We start from the raw sequence: 20,245 nt of genomic DNA on the forward strand, positions 1-20,245 counted from the left end.
TTTTTGTTGCACGGGACCCACGGGTGCAACCAGCACCCGGCTTTCCCTGCGCCCTCTGATATCGAGGAGGGTGGAAAGTAAAGCAAAGCTCGGGCGCATCGCGTCGCGAGAACGTGAGCTCACATCCTCACGCTGTTTGACATTTGCATCAGAACTCACCCCCGCGTCGTCCCGGGCTTGACCCGGGACCCATAACCACAGGCCTGTATGATGTGCTCCGCTGCAACCACTTGCCGACGCCACAACGCCTCCCTGTGGTTATGGGTCCCCGCCTTCGCAGGGACGACATCGTAGGGTGGGCAAAGCGGAGCGTGCCCACCATCACGGGCGGAGTGCTTGATGGTGGGCACGGCACTTCGCGCCTTTGCCCACCCTACGGCCGCGGTGCAAACCATCACGAGATCAGGCTTGCGATCCAGCCCTTCTTCTCGCCTGCTTCCGCCGGCGCCGCATCCGGCGTCCCGCCTGCCGCAGCGGCGAAGCGCGTGAAGAATTCGCCGGAGAGCTTTTTGGCCGTGGAGTCGATCAGCCGCGAGCCGAGTTGCGCGAGCTTGCCGCCGATCTGCGCATCGACCTCGTAATGCAGCACCGTGACATCGGCGCTCTCCGCCTCCAGACGCACCGTCGCTCCGCCCCTGGCGAAGCCGGCGACACCGCCGGATCCTTCGCCCGAAATGCGATAGCTGTTCGGCGGATCGAGATCGGACAGCGTCACCTTGCCGCCGAAGGACGCCTTCACCGGTCCGACCTTGATGACGACGGTCGCGGTCATCTCGGTCGCCGATGTTATCTCGAGCGCCTCGCAACCCGGAATGCACAGCTTGAGCACCGCGGGATCGTTCAGCATCGCCCACACCTTTTCCTTCGACGCGGGGATGCGCTGGCTATCGTTCATCTGCATGATCAGTTCCTTCAGGTCACTTCAGGCGGACACCGGCAGGCGCTGGCCGCGCCGCCGCTCGATCGTGATCTCGGCCAGGATCGACATCGCGATCTCCTCCGGCGTGATGGCGCCGAGGTCGAGGCCGGCCGGCGCCTTGACGCGGTCCACAAGCGAAGAGTCCACGCCCTCGCCGATCAGCTTCGCGCGCATCGAAGCCATCTTGCGACGGCTGCCGACGAAGGCGTGATAACAGGCATCGATCGCGACCGCGGCGCGCAACGCGGCTTCGTCGCCCTTTCCTTGCGTCGACACCACAATGAAGCGCTTGGCGTCGTTCAGCTCGCCCAACTGGAAGCCATCGATCCGCTCGTCGGCATCCGGCTTGGCGGGAACATCGGCTGCGGGCGCGGCGAGCGTGACGTGATAGCCGAGCGTCCGCGCCTGCGCGGCAAGCGACATCGCCACCGGGCTCGCGCCAAAAATGATGAGCGAAGGATGCGGCAGCACCGGCTCGACGAAAATATCCATGGTGCCCTGGCTCGGGCACATGTTGCTGGCGAAGCGGATGCCCTCGCGGCTCTCGCCGGCCTTGACGCCGAGCTCGGCGAGCAGATCCTGCGGTTGCACCGACACCATCCGCGGCGCGCCATCGGCCAGCGCCTCGCGCGCCGCCTTCAGCACCGCGGCTCGCGCGCAACCGCCGCCGATCCAGCCCGCGACGATGGTGCCGTCAGGCGCGATGATCGCCTTCGCGCCGGCCTTCGCCGCCGTCACCGAGACCGTACGCACCACGGTCGCGAGCACAAAGGCCCGCTCGGCCGATTTCATCTGCGCGACCAGGTCCATGACTTCGACATGAGCAGTCATCGGACACCTCCTTCAGAGCGTTTTCGAGCGAAGTGGACACCGGTTCGCGTGAAGAAAACGCGTCGTAACAGCAATCTAGAGCTTCGCCAGATAGGGCTCGAGCGCGCGCAGGCTCTGCAGCGTATTGGCGGGCGCATAGAGATCGACATGCGGCAGCGCCGCCTTGATGCCGAGCGCCTCCGGCGCATAACCCTCCCAGGCCATCATCGGGTTGAGCCAAACGATGCGGCGGCAGCGCCGTGCAAGCGCGGCCATCTCGCGGCCGAGCAGCGCCGCATCGCCAGTCTCATAGCCGTCGGACACGATCATCACGCAACTGCGCGAATGGATGACGCGCGCGGCATGCCAGCGGTTGAACGTCTGCAGGCTCTCGCCGATCCTCGTGCCGCCGCCCGCGCCCTGCGCCATGATCGAGAGCCGGTCGAGCGCGCGGCCAGCGTCCTTCTCCTTCATGGCGTCGGAGACGTAAGCGAGACGGGTATGAAACAGGAACGCCTCGGCCTCGCGGAATTCGTCGAGCACGCCGTGGATGAAACGCAGGAATACGCTGGTGTACATGCTCATCGAGCCCGACGCATCCAGCAGCACGATCAGCCGCAATGGCTTGTCCTTGCGCTGCCGCTTCACCAGGCTGATCGGCACCCCACCATGGCTGATGTTGCGGTGGATGGTGCGGCGGAGATCGAGCCGGTAGCCGCGCCGCCGCGCGAGGTCCCGTCGCGTCAATCGCGTGCGCATGACCTTCGCGAGTTGCGCTGCAGCCTCGTGGGCCTGGGCGACCTGGTCGGGATCGGCGAGCTTGCGGAAATCGACCTCGGCGAGATTTTCCGCGCGCGAGGCGCCTTCCATCCGTCCCTCGCCGCTCTGCCCCTCGGGCGCATCGTCGGACGACGGCACTTGGTCGGTTGCGGAGCGGCTGCTGCCTTGCTCGGGTCGGCCCTCCAGGCTCTTCAGCGACGGACTGTTCGCCGCTTGCCCCGACGCCATGGTCCGCGACCGCGAGCGTACGCGTTTTCCGAGCCAGAACGCATCGAACAGCCCGTCGAATTTCTCCCAATCCGACTTCCGCGCCGAGAACAGATGCTTGAACGCCGACCGCAACAATCCGGGCCGCGCCGCATAGCCTTCGGCCATCAGCGCCGCTGCATCGCGGCCCTCGGCAAGGCCGATGCGAAAGCCATTGTCGCGCAGCGTCCGGAGGAAGACGGCGAGCCGTCCGGAGACGAGGCGCGAGACCTCGTCGATCTCTTCGAAGCCGGGATTGGTGCCACAGCAGCTCATGCGACTTTCCCCAACAGCCGCTGCGTCACTTCCGGCGTGAAGCGGGCGCGATCCTCATGAGTCTTGAGCAGGCAGATCAACGTTTCATGCACCGTCTCGGGCGCGTCGTTGAGATCGCGGATATCGAGCCCGACCAGCGCCGCGGCCCAGTCCAGCGTCTCGGCGACGCCGGGGACCTTGCGCAGATCCTCCTTGCGGATCGCCTGCACCATGCGCGCGATCTGCAGCGACAGCGACGGGCTCGCATTCGTAATCCGCGCCAGGATGATGCGCGTCTCGCGATCGACATCGGGATAGTCGACATAGTGATAGAGACAGCGTCGCCGCAACGCATCCGAAAGCTCCCGCGTGCCGTTGGACGTCAGCACGACGTGCGGGATCGTGACCGCGGACACGGTGCCGAGTTCGGGAATCGAGACCTGGAAGTCCGACAGCAGTTCGAGCAGGAACGCTTCGAACTCGTCATCCGCGCGATCGATCTCGTCGATCAGGAGCACGGGCGCCTGCTCGCGGCGGATCGCGGCGAGCAGCGGCCGTTCGAGGAGATACTTCTCGGAGAAGATCCGGTCCTCGACCGCATCGGCATCCTCGCCATGATGCGCCTGGATCGCCAAGAGCTGCCGCTGGTAGTTCCATTCGTAGAGCGCGGCCGACTGGTCGAGCCCCTCATAGCATTGCAGGCGAATCAGCGCGGTCGAATACGCCTGCGCCAGCGCTTTCGCGACCTCGGTCTTGCCGACGCCCGCCTCGCCCTCGAGCAGCAGCGGACGCCGCAGCAATTGCATCAGCGAGATCGCGGTCGCAAGCTCCGCATCGGCGATATAACCCGATGCGGCCAATGCTTGCGCGATCTCCTCACGTCCCTTCATCTAGGCGACCGCTCCGAGATTCTTTGCCGCCTTCCAGTTGCGCCAGAAATCGTGCGGCATCTGGATGTGGGTCGAGCCCAGGAACGAGAAGGCGTCGTTGACAGCGTTGGAGAATGCTGGCACGCCGCCAACATTCGGGCTCTCGCCGACGCCCTTGGCGCCGATCGGATGATGCGGCGACGGCGTCACCGTGAAGTCGGTCTCCCAGTGCGGGGTCTCGACCGCGGTCGGCATGAAGAAGTCCATGAACGAGCCGGTCACGACATTGCCGGTGTCGTCGTAGCGGATCTCCTGGCCCATCGCGATCGCAAAGGCTTCGGTGAGCCCGCCATGCACCTGGCCCTCGATGATCATCGGGTTGATGCGCGTGCCGCAATCGTCGAGCGCATAGAAGCGCCGGACCTTGTACACGCCGGTGTCGACGTCGATGTCCATCACGCAGAGGTAGGCGCCGAACGGATAGGTCATGTTGGGCGGATCGTAGTAGCTCACCGCCTCCAGCCCCGGCTCCATGCCCGGTGGCACGGAGTTGTAGGCCGCCCAGCAGATATCCTTCATCGACATGAACTTCTCCGGCAGGCCCTTGACGCGGAAGCCGTCGATATCGAACTCGAGATCATCCTCGTGGACCTCGAGCTTGTAGGCGGCGATCATCTGCGCCTTCGCCTTGATCTTGCGCGCCGCCATTGCGATCGCGGCGCCCGCAACCGGCGTCGAGCGGGAGCCGTAGGTGCCGAGCCCGTAAGGCGCGGTGTCGGTGTTGCCCTCCTCGACCTGGATGTTGTCGGCGGGAATGCCGATCTCGGTGGCGATGATCTGGGCCCAGGTGGTCTCGTGGCCCTGGCCCTGGCTCTTGGTGCCCATGCGCGCGATGCCCGCGCCGGTCGGATGCATGCGGATCTCGCAGGAGTCGAACATCGCGATCCCCAGGATGTCGCAATTCTTCGACGGGCCGGCGCCGACGATCTCGGTGAAGAAGGACACGCCGAGCCCCATGATCTCGCGGGTCTCGCCGCGCTTGAACGCCGCGCGCCTCGAAGCCTGCTCCTTGCGGAGCGCGGCGTAGTCAGTCGTCTCCATCATCTTGCGCATGGCGGTGTGATAGTCGCCGGAATCGTACTCCCAGCCGAGCGCCGAGTGATACGGGAACTGCTCCGGCTTGATGAAGTTCTTCAGCCGCAGCTCCGCCGGATCCATCCCGAGCTTTTGCGCCAGGATGTCCATCGCACGCTCGATGCAGTAGGCCGCCTCGGTGACGCGGAAAGAGCAGCGATAGGCGACACCGCCCGGCGCCTTGTTGGTGTAGACGCCGTCAACAACGAGATGCGCAGTCGGGAAGTCGTAGGAGCCGGTGACGATGTTGAAGAACCCCGCCGGCCATTTCGACGGATCGGCGCAGGCATCGAAGGCGCCGTGGTCGGCGAGCACATGGACGCGAAGGCCGGTGACCTTGCCCTCCTTCGTCGCGGCGATCTCGGTCGTCATGTGGTAGTCGCGCGCAAAGGAGGTTGCGGTCAGGTTCTCGATTCGATCCTCGACCCACTTCACTGGTTTGCCAGTGACGATGGAAGCGACCGCCGCGCAGATATAGCCGGGATAGGCGCCGACCTTGTTGCCGAAGCCGCCGCCGATGTCCGGCGAGATCACGTGGATCTTCTGCTCCGGCAGTTTGGCGATCAGCGACACCACGGTGCGGATCACATGCGGGGCCTGGAAGGTGCCCCAGATCGTCAGCTCGCCCTTGACCTTGTCGAAGGAGCAGACGCACTGGCAGGTCTCCAGCGGCGACGGATGGGTGCGATGATAGGAGATCATCTCCTTGATCGTGACCTCGGCCTTGCGGAAGGCCGCATCGGTCAGGTCCTTGTCGCCGACCGTCCACTCGAAGATGTGGTTGTGATGCTTGCGCGGCCCATGCGCGCCGGTGGTCTTGCCGGCGAGATCCTCGCGCAGCACCGGCGCGTTATGGTCCATCGCCTTGAACGGATCGACCAGCGGCGGCAGCGGCTCGTATTCGACCTCCACCTTGTTGATGCCATCGTCGGCGGCATAGCGGTCGGTGGCAACCACGAACGCGACCTCCTGGTTCTGGAACAGCACCTTGCCGTCGGCCAGCACCATCTGCACGTCGCCGGCGAGCGTCGGCATCCAGGCGAGATTGACGGTCTTCAGCGTCTCGGCGGTGATCACCGCCAGCACGCCCGGCACCTTCAGCGCCTCGTCGGCCTTGATCGCCTTGACGCGCGCATGCGCATGCGGCGAGCGGACGAAATCGCCATGCAGCATGCCCGGCAGCTTGACGTCGTCGACATAGTTGCCCCTGCCTTGCGTGAAACGGATGTCCTCGACGCGTTTGCGCTTGCAGCCCATGCCTTCGAGCGCGGCGGTGCGTTGTTCCCGCGTGGGAGTCATGTCGTTCATTCCGCGGCCTCCTTGAATTCGACATTGTTGAGCTTGGCGGCGGCATACTGGATCGCCCGAACGATATTCTGGTACCCGGTGCAGCGGCAGAGATTGCCAGACATGCCCATCCGGATTTCCTCTTCGGTCGGTGACGAGTTCTCCTGCAAGAGCCGATGCGCGCGCATGATCATGCCGGGCGTGCAGAAGCCGCACTGCAGCCCGTGCATCATGCGAAAGCCTTCCTGCAGCGCCGAGAGCGAGCCATCAGGATTGGCCATGCCTTCGACAGTCGTGATCTCGGAGCCGTTGGCCTGCACGGCGAACACCGTGCAGCTCTTCACCGACATGCCGTCGAGATCGACGGTGCAGGCACCGCAATGGGTGGTCTCGCAGCCGACATGGGTGCCGGTGAGCTGCAGGTTCTCGCGGATGAAGTGCACGAGCAGCGTGCGCGGCTCGACCAGTCCCTCGACCTCCGCGCCGTTGACCTTCATGGTCACATGCGTCTTTGCCATTTGTTCTCTCCCTCTACACCGCGCGGCCAGCGGCGCGCTGCAGCGCCCTCATCACCATGATGCCGCCGACATGCTTGCGGTATTCGACTGGACCTCGGGCGTCCGCCGCCGGCGCCATGATCGCTTCCGCGGCCGCCGCGGCTTGCTTCAAGGTGGCCGCATCGAGACTGCTGCCGATGACGGCATTGGCTGCGTCCGTCGCGAGCAGCGGCGTCTCGTGCAAATTGGTCAAGCCGATCGCGCAGGTCGCGACCTTGCCGCCCGCCATGGTCAGCACGACGGCCGCGGCAGCGGTGGCGTAATCGCCGACCTTGCGCTTCAGCTTCTCGTAGGCATAGCCGTGGCCGGCCGGCGGCACCGGAATGGAGATCGACGTCAGGATTTCGCCGGACTCAAGCGCGGTGAAATAGGCGCCCTGATAGAATTCACTCGCAGCAACCTCACGCTCACCGCCTGGTCCGCTGAGCCGGAAATTCGCGCCAAGCACCATCATAAGCGCCGGCATGTCGTTGCCGGGATCGCCATTGGCGACATTGCCGCCGATAGTCCCGCGGTAGCGCACCTGGGGATCGGCGATCAGGGCCGCCGCCTCCTGCAGGATCGGCAAGCTTTGCCGGATCTCCCCGGAGACCAACAGCTCGTGCTGAGTGGTCATCGCGCCGATCACGATCGTGCTGCCATAGTGACGGATGCCCTTGAGATCGGCGACATCGTGAAGGTCGACCAGATGAGCGGGCGTGGCGAGCCGCAGCTTCATCATCGGCACCAGGCTGTGCCCGCCCGCCAGCGGCCGGGCGTCGTCGCCCAGATCGGCCAGCAATTTGACCGCGTCGGCCAGGCTTGCCGGCCGGTGATAGCTGAAAGGTCCCGGAATCATCGTTTCCTCCAATCGTCCTTTGGCGCCGGTCGGGCGCGTGGACGTTGGCGGGACGGTCTCTCCGGTTTTTCCCGACCGCAATCGTTCGGGCACGGAATGGGGTTTTTCGCACGAAATGCGGATGGCGAGACACGAATTGCGTCAACCGCCGCGACCTATGGCCCGCGACCGGGCCTAGGCATGGCGACGGCTGAGACCGAGTCGCGCCTTGACCTCGGCGATCTTGGCGCGGCTGACGGGGACGCGATGCGGCGACGAGCCGCCGAGCTCGATGATCGCGCCATCGCCCTCCCTGCGAACGAACGCAACATGCGGGATCGCGACGATGTGGCTGCGATGCACCCGCATGAACAGCGCGGGATCGAGCTGCGCCTCGGCCTCGGAGATCGACCACGGACACATCCGTTCCCGGGTCCCGTCATGGACCCGGGTATAATGAGCATCGGCCCGGACGCTGCGCACATCCGCGATATCTATAAAGTGTGTGCCGTCGGCGCCTTCCACCGGCAGCCGCGGCGCGGGCGCCGGACGGGGCGGCCGGCCGACACCGCCGAGCGGTGCCATGCTCATTCGCGGTGCAGCAACGGCCGCGACCGGTTCAGGCACAAGCACATCGGCCGGGGGCGCCAGATCGCCAGCCATGGCCGGAACCAGATTCTGCCGTCGCGGATCGGGCACCAGCGACAGCAGGAAGCCAGCCGCGATCACGAAGCAGAGCACGGCAACGATGATCGAAAGGATTTGTTGCGACGCAGCAAGCCCGCCGCCGAGATGCTGATGCACTCCCGCCGCGAGCGGCACGAAGTGCATCCCGGCCATCGCCGTGTAGTGCATGCCGGAAACCGCGACTCCGAAGATGATCGAAGTGACGACCAAGCGAAAGCCCTCCTGCTGTGCCAGGAAGGCACGCAGGCCGCCATAGGCCGTCACCATCGCAACGATCACGGACAGCAGGACGAACACGTCGTCATGTTCGATCGCGAAATGACCGGACAGGCCGTGGATGCCGACATAATGCATGCTGGCAATACCGGCACCGAGCAAAACGGCGGACGAGACCACGCGCTTGAGCGAAGGCTCGCCGATGCTGACGAAGAACAGGGAGATGCCGACCACCAGCGCGCAGATCAGAAACGAGATGATCGTAGGCAGGACCAGATAGACGGTGTCGGGCGGCAGCGGCGCGGCCAGCATGCCGACGAAATGCATGGTCCAGATGCCGACAGCCAGAAACGCGGCGGCGCCCGCGAGCAGGATGCGGTTGCTGCCGCCCGGCGTGCCGCGAATCCGCGCCGCCAGGCTGAAGCCCGTATATCCACCCAGGATCGCGATCGCCACCGACAGCGCGACGAGATAGGGATCGTGTCCTTCGAACATGATCGTCTCGGCCGCCCGTCTCCACGGGCTGGCCCCTCCCTAGCCTCCCTACATAACCGGACAGTTAGAGACAGTCCACCGCTGCGGGGGGGCCTTGTTCCCTTCGCAAATGCGATGTTATCTCGAAAAGCTTGTGGTTGCGCGTCCACGTTCAATTGCGAAAGACATCGTCACGAACATTGTCATCTGGTAACCAAGTAACAGTTGGCCGCACACAAGGAGACGAACCCATGGAAAAGGTCGCGCCGTTCGGAGCCGCCATCCTCATCCTGCTTCTGACTACTCCGCCGGGCCACGCCGGCCCCTGCGAGGATTCGATCGTGCGCGTTCAAGCCCAGGCCGATGCCGCCATCGAGAAGCGCGCCGGCGCCGGAGGTTGGCAGAAGGAGAGTCTCGACGCGACGCGCAACTACCAGCCGACGCCGCGATCGATCGCGGCCAGTGAAGGCAAATATGGACGGCGTCTGCAACGCGTGCTCAATGCGCTCGACCTTGCCCGCGCCGCCGATCGCGCAGGGGATGTGGCGCAATGCAATGCGCAACTCGACAAGGCAACGCGCGCGCTCGCGGCGGCGCGATGAGCGGTCACACGCGGCCGCACGTCGCGCGGAGGCCTAGCCGTTAACGGAGTGCGCGTTTCGCCACTGAGCCGGCGTGCTTCCCGCGATCCGCTTAAACACGGTGGTGAAATGAGCCTGGGTCTGGAATCCGACACTCAGGGCGACCTCGACGATCGTCATCGTCGTGTGCCGAAGCAGTTCGTCGGCCCGGCGGATGCGCTGTCGCAGCAGATATTCGTGCGGCCGAAGGCCGGTCGCGATCCGGAATTGCGAAGCGAAATGCATCCGGCTCAATCCCGCGACGACCGCCAGATCCGAGAGCGTGATCTTCTTCGACAGATGGCTGTCGACATATTCGCCGACACGCTTCAGCCGCCATTTCTGCAATCCCCCGACCGGTCGCTCGGCAGGAACAGTGGTGACAGCTCGATCATCGATGGCTGAGCTGTTCTCGGCCTGCAGGCCAAGCAACCTGATGGCCACGGCGAGCCGCAGCGCATCGGCGCGAATTCCGGCATGACGGTCATAGGCCTGCCCGGTGTCCGCGAGCGCATCCGACAGGCATTTGATGACGGGATCCTTGAGCCGTTCGATCGCAGCCTTGTGCTGGAAGACATCGAGGCTGCTGGCGGCGTTCAGCAGCGCGTCGCGCTCAGCGGCATTCCCCTCCGCATGACCTTGCGCTGCGATCGCGAGCACGAGGTGCAGGCGTTCAAAGGCAAGCGCCATCCTGTCATCGACGATAGGTCGGCCGGGCAGCAGCACTGCGGCCTGCGTCGGCTTATCCAAACGGTCGGTTGCAACTGTCTTACGGCGATATGGTGTTTCGTAGACAGTCGCGTGAACCGGCAGATCATCGTTGAAGTGAACGTTGTCATCTCGTCGAAGCTGAATCTGCGGCATGGTACCATCTCTCTGTCGCCATGGTGACCGTACGCCGGAAGGCCCCTTCGAGTTACCAATCGAGAGATCACTCTTCGTTGAGCGTCTCTCCTCGGAGCGGCCGCATTCCGACTTGTGCCTTGGAGAATATCTAGCACCGCCGCGCGCTCCATTCTACGGGCGTTTTCACCTACGTATATTGTGGGCTTAGGACATCATACCTTGGTATCTGCTGCGTGCGTTCGGCGGGTGGGGCGTGCGTTCTTGAAATACCGTCGCGGAAGGCGGGAAGTAACTTTTCGGAGAGCTTAACCTCCGGAGAGCCGTCCTATGACAGGTCTGCTTCGGTCGACGCGAAACCAGCTTTCGCGCACGTCCGGACGACGATCCTTAATCGCCGCACTCGCTGCTTGCACTTCGCTGTGGCTCGCCGTCGAATCGATGTCGTCAGAACCTGCAAGCGCGCAGGCAGTGACGCCTGGCGTGCAGCCAGTTCCGAACCTCACCTCGCCGCTCGGTTCGGGAACGGGCTCCGCGATCCGGCCGGCAGGCATTCCGCTGGGATCGACGGAACTTGCAATACCCGGCACGAGTCCGGTGCTGCCGCAATCCGGCGCCGCCATGAGTTTCGGAAACGAAAACTGTTTCATCGCCAGCAAACCGGGAGCGATTTTCGATGGCGGAGGGCTGTCGGGACATTCATCGGCCGGCTGCGGTGCGCGCGGCACGACGAGCATCGTGCGTCCCATGATTTCGACATCGTCATCCGTGGGGCCGATCGGAACTCGCTCGGACTCGATTCCCTTGGGCTCGACTGAATTGGGCAGTGCAGGTCTCAGTCCGGCGCTGTCGCTCCCATTACCTGCGTCATCGCCGATAGGCTCTTCGCCTCCGACCGAAGCGATGCCTTGCCCGACCGATGGCGCGACAACCACGACAACGGCGCCGGGCGGCTGTTGAGACAAACACATTTGCGAGGCATGCCGTGAAGCGAAAGATCGCGATCGCAGTGGCCGTTCTGCTCGTGGTGCTGGCGGGCGGCGGATTCTGGTACTTCAAGCGCTCGCTGACGTCGGAGCAAGCCGCCGCAGTGCCGGAGCCGGCGCCTATCCCGGTGGTCGCGACGACCGTCACCAGCGGTAATGTCCCGATCTATCTGACCGGCGTCGGCACGGTGATTGCCTACAATACCGACCTGGTGCGCAGCCAAATCCAGGGACAGATCACACAAATCACCTTCGTCGAAGGACAAACCGTCAAGGCCGGCGATCTATTGGCGCAAATCGATCCGCGGCCTTATCAGGCGGAGATCGAGCAACTGACAGCGAACCTCGCGCGCGACAATGCGCAGCTTGAGAATGCGCAGGCCAATCTGTCGCGCTACACTCAGCTCGGCAACAAGGGCTATGCCACCCCGCAACTGATCCAGACCCAGCAGGCGCAGGTGGCGCAGCTGCAAAGCGCGCTGAAGGCGGATCAGGCCCAGATCGACGAGGCTAAGATCCAACTCAGCTACACGCGCTTGACGTCGCCGATTCCCGGCGTGACCGGCGTGCGCCAGATCGACGTCGGCAACATCATTCACCCGACCGATCCGAACGGCCTCGTGGTCGTTACCCAGATCGAACCGATTTCACTGATCTTCACGCTCCCGGAAAGCTATCTGCCGCGAATTCAAGAGGAGATGGCCAAGGGCCCGCTGAAGGTGATCGCCTACAGCCAGGACAACAAGATCAAGCTCGACGAAGGCAAGCTGCTCCTGGTCGACAACGAGATCGTGCAGACGACCGGCAGCATCCAGCTCAAGGCCGAATTTCCAAATGCCGCGCATCGGCTCTGGCCCGGCCAGCTCGTCAACGTCAACCTGCTGCTTGATACCCGAAAGGATGGTCTGACGATCGCCGCGTCCGCGGTGCAGCAAGGCCAGAACGGCTCCTATGTCTACGTGGTGACGCCGGATAAGACCGCGCAGTTGCGCTCCGTGAAGGTCGGACAGATCAGCCAGGGGCAGGCACTGATCGATGACGGCCTCAAGGCCAATGAGACCGTCGTGGTCGATGGCCAATACAGATTGCAGCAGGGCAGCCGCGTCAAGGAATTGCATGGCAAGGCCGCAACGGAAGCCGATCTGCAAAGCTCGGTGCAGAAGGCCATTCCATGAACCTCTCGGCGCCGTTCATCGCCCGGCCGATCGCGACCATCCTGCTGATGGCCGGGCTGTTGCTGTGCGGGCTTGCCGCCTATCCGCTGTTGCCGGTCGGCGCGCTGCCGAATGTCAACTACCCGACGATCCAGATCTCAGCGCAATTGCCCGGCGCCGATCCGCAGACGATCGCATCTTCCGTCGCCACGCCGCTCGAGCAGCAGTTGAGCCAGATCCCCGGCGTCACGCAACTGACGTCGTCGAGCGCGCTCGGTGTGGCCCAGGTCGTCGTTCAGTTCGAGCTCTCGCGCACGATCGACAGCGCCGCCGTCGACGTGCTCTCGGCGATCAATGCCGCGAGCCCCTATCTGCCGCAGAACATTCCGTACCCACCGACGATCCGGAAGGTGAACCCGGCCGAGACGCCGATCATGCTGATCGCGCTGACCTCGGAATCGCTGCCGATGACCACGGTCGATGCTTATGCCGAGAACATCCTGCTGCCGAAGATCTCACAGATTCCCGGCGTCGGCCTGGTCGGCATCGGCGGTCAGCAGAAACCCGCCATCCGCATCCAGGTCAACCCGCAGGCACTCGCCGCAAGGGGGATAAGCCTCGAGGACGTCCGCACCGTCATCGCCGGCGCCAACGTCGATCTGCCGAAGGGTACGCTCAACAGCCCGCGCGTGACCTACACGCTCAACACCAACGATCAGTTGCTCAACCCCGCCGCCTATGACGAGTTGATCATCGCCTATCGCAACGGCTCTCCGGTGCGGATCCGCGATATCGGCAAGGCGATCGAGGCTCCCGAGAACGACCTGCTGGCCGGGTGGTATGACAAGCAGCCGGCGATCATCCTCGCGGTTCAGCGCGTGCCCGGCGCCAATGTCATCGAGACCGTGGACCGCATCAAGAAGCTATTGCCCACGCTTCAGGCCTCCATTCCGCCAGCGATCAAGGTGACGATCGCGGCCGATCGCACCACCACCATCCGCGCCGCTGTCGCCGACGTCCAGTTCACGCTGATGCTGACGGTAGCTCTGGTGGTGATGGTGATCTTCCTGTTCCTGCGAAATCTGTGGGCGACGGTGATTCCGGCGGTGACCGTTCCGTTATCGCTGATCGGCACCTTTGCTGCGCTTTACGTGCTCGGCTACAGCCTCGACAATTTGTCGCTGATGGCGCTGTCGATCGCGGTCGGTTTCGTCGTCGACGATGCCGTCGTCGTCATCGAGAACATCGTGCGCCATCTCGAGAAAGGCCTCACCCCGATGCAGGCTGCGCTCAAGGGCTCGGCCGAGATCGGATTCACGATCGTCTCCATCACGCTGTCGCTGATCGCAGTGTTCATCCCGCTGTTCCTGATGGGCGGCTATGTCGGCAAGCTGTTCCAGGAATTCGCGATCACGATCACCGCCTCACTGATACTGTCGCTCGTAATCTCGCTGACGCTGACGCCGATGATGTGCTCGCGGCTCTTGAAGGACGACAGCCACAAGAAGCATGGCAGGATCTATCTCGCCTTCGAGTGGGGCTTCGGTTCCCTGCTCGCGCTTTATGCCCGCGGCCTGAAGGTCGTGCTGCGCCATCGCTTCATGACGTTGATGGTGATGCTGAGCACGATCGCACTCACCGGATATCTCTACGTCATCATTCCGAAAGGCTTCTTCCCGCAGGAAGACACCGGCCAGATCGTCGGCATCACCGAAGCCGCACAGGATATCTCGTTCCCGGCGATGTCCGAGCGGCAGCAGGTGCTGGTCGACACGCTGCTGAAGGACCCCGCGATCGATTCGGTGGCGAGCTATATCGGGCCGGGCGGGCCGACCGCGACGCTCAATCAAGGCCGCATCTTCATCATGCTGAAACCCAGGCCACAGCGCAAGGCCAGCGCGGACGAGATCATCAATCGCCTGAGGTCGCGGCTCGCCCATATCCAAGGTATCACCCTCTACATGCAGGCCGCGCAGGACATCACCATCGGCGCGCGGCTGTCGAAGACCCAGTATCAGTACACGTTGACCGACGCGGATTCGGACGAGCTGACGCATTGGTCGGCCATCTTCCTCGAACGGATCAGGGGCCTGCCCTTCGTCACCGACGTTGCCAGCGATCAGGCCAACGCCGGGCCGATGCTGGATGTCACCGTCAATCGCGAAGTGGCGTCGAGCTTCGGCATTCTCCCCTCCACCATCGACAACACGCTGGATGACGCTTTCGGCCAGCGCATCGTCTCGACCATGTTCACTGCGCTGAACCAGTATCACGTCGTGATGGAGGTCTATCCGAGCTTCCAGTACGGGCCCGAGGCACTGAAAGACATCTACGTGAATTCCGCCAGCGGCCAGCAGGTCCCGCTCAGCCAGCTCGTCAAGAGCGAGATCAAGCCGGCGCCGATCCTCATCAACCATCAGAGCATGTTCCCGTCGGTCACCATCTCTTTCAACCTGAAGCCCGGCGCGTCGCTGGGCGAGGCGGTGAGCGGCATTCAGAACATCGAAAAGGAGACCGGCAAGCCGGCGTCGCTCGCGACGTCGTTCCAAGGAAACGCCCAGGCCTTCCAGTCGTCGCTGTCGGGCACCCCGCTCCTGATCGGCGTGGCGCTGATCGTCATCTACATCATTCTCGGCGTGCTTTATGAGAGCTTCATCCATCCGATCACGATCCTGTCGACATTGCCTTCGGCGGGCATCGGCGCGCTATTGCTGCTGATGGCCGTGCATATGGATCTCACCGTCATCGCCATCATCGGCATCATCCTCTTGATCGGTATCGTCAAGAAGAACGGCATCATGCTGGTCGACTTCGCGCTCGAGGTCGAGCGCAACGAGGGCTTGAGCCCGGAAGAGGCGATCTATCGGGCCTGCACCATGCGGTTCCGGCCGATCCTGATGACGACCATGGCGGCGCTGCTCGGCGGCGTGCCGCTGATGGTTGGAACCGGCACCGGGTCGGAGCTGCGCCAGCCGCTCGGCTACACCATCGTCGGCGGCCTGATGCTGTCGCAGGTGCTGACCCTGTACACGACCCCAGTGGTCTACCTCTATCTCGACAGGCTGGGCCAATGGCTCGGCAACACCGGCAAGCGGCACGCCAAGAAGGTGGTTGCGGCGGCAGCAGAATAAGGAAGCGGATATGGATGCACGTGAACTATTGAAGCTCGACATGACCGCGGAGACGATGATCATCGTGACGCCGGAACTGACGGTCGGACATTTCGTTCCAGGCATGCCGCGGGTCTATGCGACGCCGATGATGATCCTGCACATGGAGATCGCCGCAGGTGCCGCCATCTCGGCGGCGCTGCCGAAGGGATTTGTCAGCGTCGGCATGGAGGTGAACGTCCGCCATCTCGCGGCAACTCCGATCGGCCACACCGTACGCGCGACCGCCCGCGTCATCGAGCTCGATTCCAGGCATATCCTGTTCGCGGTCGAAGCCTGGAACGAGGAGCGCAAGATCGGCGAAGGCACCCACCGCCGCGGCCTCGTCAACGTCGCAGAATTCGAGAAGCGGTTCGGCGTGAATGAGAATGCCGCCGCGTGACCGCGGCCTCTGTCTCTCCCTCTCCCCGTCCTTCACGGGGAGAGGGCGGGGTGAGGGGTTGGCTCCGCGAACATGGTGAGAGTTACGTCTGCGGAGAGTCCCCCTCACCCGGAATTCAAGCTTCGCTTGAATTCCGACCTCTCCCCGCGAGCGGGGCGAGGTCAGGTGGCTCGTCGCTTCAGCTCTGCTCCGTCACCGAGCGCACGATCCGGACCGGTATCCCCTTGGATGACGGGGTGAAGCTCATGGGATCATGCGCATAAAGCGGCACCAGCGGGTTGGTCTCGGGATAATAGGCGGCGCAGCAGCCGTTCGGGAAGGAATAGCCGACCACGCGGAAATTGTGCACGCTGCGCTCCATCCCATCAGTCGACAGCGTGACGAGATCGACCCGGTCGCCGTCCGCAAGGTCGCGCTTCTTCATTTCCTCCTCGTTCAGGAACACCACGTCGCGCTGGCCGTATACGCCGCGATAGCGGTCCGACATCGAATAGAGCGTCGTGTTGTACTGATCATGGCTGCGGATGGTGCTCAGCCAGAGCATCTCCGGATCGCTCTCGCAGGTATCTTCGCCAAGTCCATCGAACAGCAGGAAATTGGCTTTTCCCGACGGCGTCATCCAGATGCGCTCGCGCGCGGTCGAAGTGAGATGGAAACCGCCCGGCACGCGGATGCGGGCGTTGTAGCCCTGGAAGATCGGGAACACGTCTTCGATCGCATCGCGAATGCGATCGTAGTCGGCGACAAGGGCCTCCCAGTCCACCACGCTGCGGTTGCCGAGGGTGGCACGCGCGATTCCGGCGATGATCGCAGGCTCGCTCAAAAGATGCTCCGAGGCTGGCTTGTTGCGGCCGCCGGAGGCATGAACCATCGACATCGAATCCTCGACCGTGATCGATTGCGGTCCGGTCGCCTGGATATCGATCTCGGTGCGCCCGAGGCACGGCAGGATCAGCGCATCGCGCCCATGGATCAAATGACTGCGGTTGAGCTTGGTCGAGACATGGACCGTGAGATCGAGATTGCGCAACGCGGCCTGCGTTTGCTGCCAGTCCGGTATAGCCGCAGCGAAATTGCCGCCCATGGCGACGAACACCTTCACCTCGCCGCGAAGCATCGCCTCGAGCGCCGTCACCACATTGTGGCCGTGCGCGGTCGGCGGCTCGAAGCCGAACCGGTGCTCCAGCCTGTCGAGGAACTCCTTTGTCGGCACTTCGGTGATGCCGACGGTGCGGTCGCCCTGCACATTCGAGTGGCCGCGCACCGGACAGAGGCCTGCGCCCTCGCGTCCGATGTGGCCGCGCAAGAGCGCGAGGTTGGCAAGCTGCTGCACATTGCAGGCGCCGCGCTTGTGCTGGGTGATGCCCATGCCATAGACGATGATCGCGCGCTCGGCTTTCATATAGACGTGGGCGGCATGCTCGAGATCCTCGCGCGAGAGACCGGATTGCCGCTCGATATCGGGCCATTGCGCCGCTTTCAGATCCGCGATGAACGCCTCGATGCCGGCGGTATGGCCACGGATGAAATCCCAATCGAGGAGCTCGGGCTTGTCGCTTGCGCGCGCGGCCGCGTCTTCCTCGACCATCACCTTCATGATGCCCTTGAGCGCGGCGATGTCGCCGCCGACGCGCACCTGGTAGAGCGGCGAGCTGATCTTGGTCGCCGACAAGGTCGCCATCTCGATCGGATTCTGCGGATATTGAAAGCGCTCCAACGCCCGCTCGCGGAACGGATTGAAGGAAATGATCGCTGCACCTCGACGCGACGCCTTCCACAGGCTCGTCATCATGCGCGGGCTGTTGGTGCCGGGGTTCTGGCCGAAGATGAAGATGCAGTCCGCCTTGTCGAAGTCGTCGAGCAGCACGGTGCCTTTCCCTACCCCAAGCGACTGCGGCAGGCCGACGCTGGTTGCCTCATGGCACATGTTCGAACAATCAGGAAAATTGTTGGTGCCGTATTCGCGGGCGAAAAGCTGATAGAGGAACGCGGCTTCGTTCGACGTGCGACCTGAGGTGTAGAACTCCGCCGTGTTCGGGTCGGGCAGCGCGTTGAGGTGACGGCCGATGATCGCGAAAGCATCGTCCCAGCTTACCGGACGGTAATGATCAGATGCCCGGTCATAGACCATCGGATGGGTGAGCCGACCGACCATTTCGAGATCGTAATCGCTCCAGCCGGACAACTCGGTGACGGAGTGCTCGGCGAAGAACTCCGGCGTGCAGCGCTTCGCCGTCGCTTCCCAGGCAACCGCCTTGGCGCCGTTCTCGCAGAATTCGAACGACGAGGTATGCTTCGGATCCGGCCAGGCGCAGCCCGGACAGTCGAATCCTTCGGGCTGGTTCATCCGGCTCAGCGTCGTTGCACCCTTTATCGGAACGCGCTGCTCGATCAGATGCTCGCTCAGCGCCTTGAGCGCTCCCCACCCGCCGGCCGGCTGATGATAGGGACGGATGGATTTGCGAACGGTCATTGGCGAGGGCCTTTGAAAATGGGCGGGATCGACTGAGTAAAGGAGAGCCGTCCAACAGATGTCTTTCCAAAACGAGGTCGGAATTGCGCAATCGCACCGCCCGCCGCGTGATGAGCTTGCGCATCGCGCTCACGCAACTGCGCGTCATCTGTCATCACGGCAGTGCATTCCGGAAAAACGCGTGTCATTACGGAAGTGAAACGAGGATCGCTTGTCTAACTGTCGACGAACGGTCCGCTGATGAGCGGATCTATGCCGGTCTGATCTTCTCTTTCTGGAGTCTCAATCCATGTTCTCGCGACGAGATCTTCTGGCGGCGTCGGCTGTCGGAGCCGCAATGACCGCATCCGCGCATGCTGCAAGCTTCGGTAACCCGGACGAGCCGCCTCAGGGCGCCATCAATGCCAAGTCGCCTGGAAGTCTGACCGATCCCGGTCCGCAGAATCCGGCCATTGCAAAACAGTTTCCATCCGCATTCACTCCGCCCGCGACCGACGTTGGCGGCCTGCCCACGACCTGGGCGTCCTTCAACAATGCGGCGAGACGCATCCAGAACGGCGGTTGGGCACGGCAGGTCACGGTCGACGATTTCGCGATCTCGACGGAGATATCCGGCGTGAACATGCGCCTCGCCGCCGGCGGCATCCGCGAGCTGCATTGGCATCAGGCCGCCGAGTGGGCGATCATGACCTATGGCACCTGCCGCGTGACCGTTCTCGATGCGCAGGGGCGTCCTTATGTCGGCGACGTCAAGGCGGGCGACCTCTGGTATTTCCCGGCCGGCACGGCGCACTCGCTGCAGGGTCTCGGACCAGACGGATGCGAATTCGTGATCTGCTTCGATGACGGCCACGCCGACGAATTCAATACGCTGCTGCTCTCGGACTGGATGGCTCACACGCCGCCCGAAGTGCTCGCCAAGAATTTCGGCGTTCCCGTCGAGAGCTTCGCGAACATTCCGCTGCACAACCTCTGGATATTCCAGGGCACTGTGCCCGGCGACCTCGCTGCCGACCGCGCTGCGATGAGCAGGAATGCGGAGATGCCGCCGCATCCCTTCATCTTCTCGCTGGAAGGCTCGCGTCCGCTCAAGCAGTCCGATGCCGGCACGATTCACGTTGTCGACAGCACCAACTTCAATGTTTCAACGACCGTCGCGTCGGCGCTGGTCACGCTCAAACCGGGCGCGGTCCGCGAGATGCACTGGCACCCGAACGCCGACGAGTGGCAATACTACATCAAGGGCAAGGGCCGGATGACGGTGTTCAACACCGGCCCCAATGCGCTGACGATGGACTTCAACGCGGGCGACATCGGCTACGTCAAGCGGAACTACGGGCACTATGTCGAGAACGTCGGCGATACCGACCTGCAATTCGTCGGCGTGTTCCGCGCGCCTCGCTATGAGGAAGTCTCGCTGACGAACTGGCTCACGCATACGCCGCCCAAGCTGGTAGCGCAGCATCTGAACATCGACGAAGCGACGATTGCGAAGTGGCCCGACAACAGCCCGGGTATCATGCCGAAGGCATGAACCGGGGTATCATGCCGAAGGCATGAACAAAC

At 63.5% G+C, this 20,245-nt stretch carries 17 protein-coding genes; 6 read left to right on the forward strand and 11 right to left on the reverse strand.

Features of this window, described 5'->3' with window-relative positions; genetic code table 11:
* Window positions 1–394: 394 nt before the first annotated feature.
* From OZ411_RS11465 to OZ411_RS11500, 8 genes are all read right to left on the reverse strand, one after another.
* Window positions 395–901 (reverse strand): carbon monoxide dehydrogenase subunit G, encoded by a 507-nt coding sequence (locus tag OZ411_RS11465; protein WP_282528022.1) that lies wholly within the window; start codon window positions 899–901, stop codon window positions 395–397.
* Between the two features lie 21 nt (window positions 902–922).
* The gene (locus OZ411_RS11470) at window positions 923–1,750 is read right to left on the reverse strand and encodes an XdhC/CoxI family protein (protein WP_282528023.1); all 828 of its coding nucleotides are present in this window, start codon (window positions 1,748–1,750) and stop codon (window positions 923–925) included.
* A 75-nt stretch (window positions 1,751–1,825) separates the two neighbouring features.
* The gene (locus OZ411_RS11475) at window positions 1,826–3,031 is read right to left on the reverse strand and encodes a VWA domain-containing protein (protein ID WP_282528024.1); all 1,206 of its coding nucleotides are present in this window, start codon (window positions 3,029–3,031) and stop codon (window positions 1,826–1,828) included.
* Window positions 3,028–3,900 (reverse strand): MoxR family ATPase, encoded by an 873-nt coding sequence (locus tag OZ411_RS11480; RefSeq protein ID WP_282528025.1) that lies wholly within the window; start codon window positions 3,898–3,900, stop codon window positions 3,028–3,030. The genes OZ411_RS11475 and OZ411_RS11480 overlap by 4 nt, the downstream gene beginning before the upstream one ends.
* Window positions 3,901–6,321 (reverse strand): aerobic carbon-monoxide dehydrogenase large subunit, encoded by a 2,421-nt coding sequence (locus tag OZ411_RS11485; protein WP_282528026.1) that lies wholly within the window; start codon window positions 6,319–6,321, stop codon window positions 3,901–3,903.
* Window positions 6,318–6,818 (reverse strand): (2Fe-2S)-binding protein, encoded by a 501-nt coding sequence (locus OZ411_RS11490; protein ID WP_282528027.1) that lies wholly within the window; start codon window positions 6,816–6,818, stop codon window positions 6,318–6,320. Before OZ411_RS11490 ends, OZ411_RS11485 begins: the two co-directional genes overlap by 4 nt.
* A 13-nt stretch (window positions 6,819–6,831) precedes the next feature.
* Window positions 6,832–7,695 carry a xanthine dehydrogenase family protein subunit M gene (locus OZ411_RS11495; RefSeq protein WP_282528028.1) on the reverse strand — a complete coding sequence of 288 codons (864 nt, stop codon included), beginning with the start codon at window positions 7,693–7,695 and terminating at the stop codon, window positions 6,832–6,834.
* A gap of 174 nt (window positions 7,696–7,869) precedes the next feature.
* Window positions 7,870–9,072, reverse strand: a complete 1,203-nt coding sequence (locus OZ411_RS11500) for an MHYT domain-containing protein (RefSeq protein ID WP_282528029.1) — start codon at window positions 9,070–9,072, stop codon at window positions 7,870–7,872.
* A 230-nt stretch (window positions 9,073–9,302) separates the two neighbouring features.
* Between OZ411_RS11500 and OZ411_RS11505 the strand changes: the two genes are divergently transcribed.
* Window positions 9,303–9,653: a hypothetical protein gene (locus OZ411_RS11505; protein WP_245476638.1), complete on the forward strand. Its 351-nt coding sequence runs from the start codon at window positions 9,303–9,305 to the stop codon at window positions 9,651–9,653.
* 33 nt (window positions 9,654–9,686) lie between these two features.
* Here the strand turns inward: OZ411_RS11505 and OZ411_RS11510 are convergent, their stop codons facing one another.
* Both OZ411_RS11510 and OZ411_RS11515 read right to left on the reverse strand, forming a co-directional pair.
* A complete protein-coding gene (locus tag OZ411_RS11510; protein WP_282528030.1) occupies window positions 9,687–10,535 on the reverse strand; it encodes an AraC family transcriptional regulator in 849 nt (282 codons plus the stop codon).
* 287 nt (window positions 10,536–10,822) lie between these two features.
* Window positions 10,823–11,479: a hypothetical protein gene (locus tag OZ411_RS11515; protein WP_282528031.1), complete on the reverse strand. Its 657-nt coding sequence runs from the start codon at window positions 11,477–11,479 to the stop codon at window positions 10,823–10,825.
* A 20-nt stretch (window positions 11,480–11,499) separates the two neighbouring features.
* On the opposite strand from OZ411_RS11515, the gene OZ411_RS11520 reads away from it, so the two are divergent.
* From OZ411_RS11520 to OZ411_RS11530, 3 genes are read left to right on the forward strand one after another with little or no spacing between them, the layout of a single operon-like run.
* Window positions 11,500–12,675, forward strand: coding sequence for an efflux RND transporter periplasmic adaptor subunit (locus OZ411_RS11520; protein WP_282528032.1), 1,176 nt, complete (start codon window positions 11,500–11,502; stop codon window positions 12,673–12,675).
* Entirely contained in the window at window positions 12,672–15,785 is a 3,114-nt protein-coding gene (locus OZ411_RS11525) for an efflux RND transporter permease subunit (protein WP_282528033.1), read from the forward strand. Before OZ411_RS11520 ends, OZ411_RS11525 begins: the two co-directional genes overlap by 4 nt.
* Window positions 15,786–15,795: 10 nt before the next feature.
* Entirely contained in the window at window positions 15,796–16,206 is a 411-nt protein-coding gene (locus tag OZ411_RS11530; RefSeq protein WP_130582077.1) for a hotdog domain-containing protein, read from the forward strand.
* A gap of 178 nt (window positions 16,207–16,384) precedes the next feature.
* Here the strand turns inward: OZ411_RS11530 and OZ411_RS11535 are convergent, their stop codons facing one another.
* On the reverse strand, window positions 16,385–18,679 hold the full coding sequence (locus tag OZ411_RS11535; protein WP_282528034.1) for an FdhF/YdeP family oxidoreductase: 2,295 nt from the start codon (window positions 18,677–18,679) through the stop codon (window positions 16,385–16,387).
* An 83-nt stretch (window positions 18,680–18,762) separates the two neighbouring features.
* On the opposite strand from OZ411_RS11535, the gene OZ411_RS11540 reads away from it, so the two are divergent.
* On the forward strand, window positions 18,763–19,020 hold the full coding sequence (locus tag OZ411_RS11540; RefSeq protein WP_282528035.1) for a hypothetical protein: 258 nt from the start codon (window positions 18,763–18,765) through the stop codon (window positions 19,018–19,020).
* Entirely contained in the window at window positions 18,969–20,213 is a 1,245-nt protein-coding gene (locus OZ411_RS11545; RefSeq protein WP_282528036.1) for an oxalate decarboxylase family bicupin, read from the forward strand. Before OZ411_RS11540 ends, OZ411_RS11545 begins: the two co-directional genes overlap by 52 nt.
* Window positions 20,214–20,245: the final 32 nt, after the last annotated feature.

It is taken from the genome of Bradyrhizobium sp. Arg237L (assembly GCF_029990105.1).
Taxonomy (GTDB): domain Bacteria; phylum Pseudomonadota; class Alphaproteobacteria; order Rhizobiales; family Xanthobacteraceae; genus Bradyrhizobium.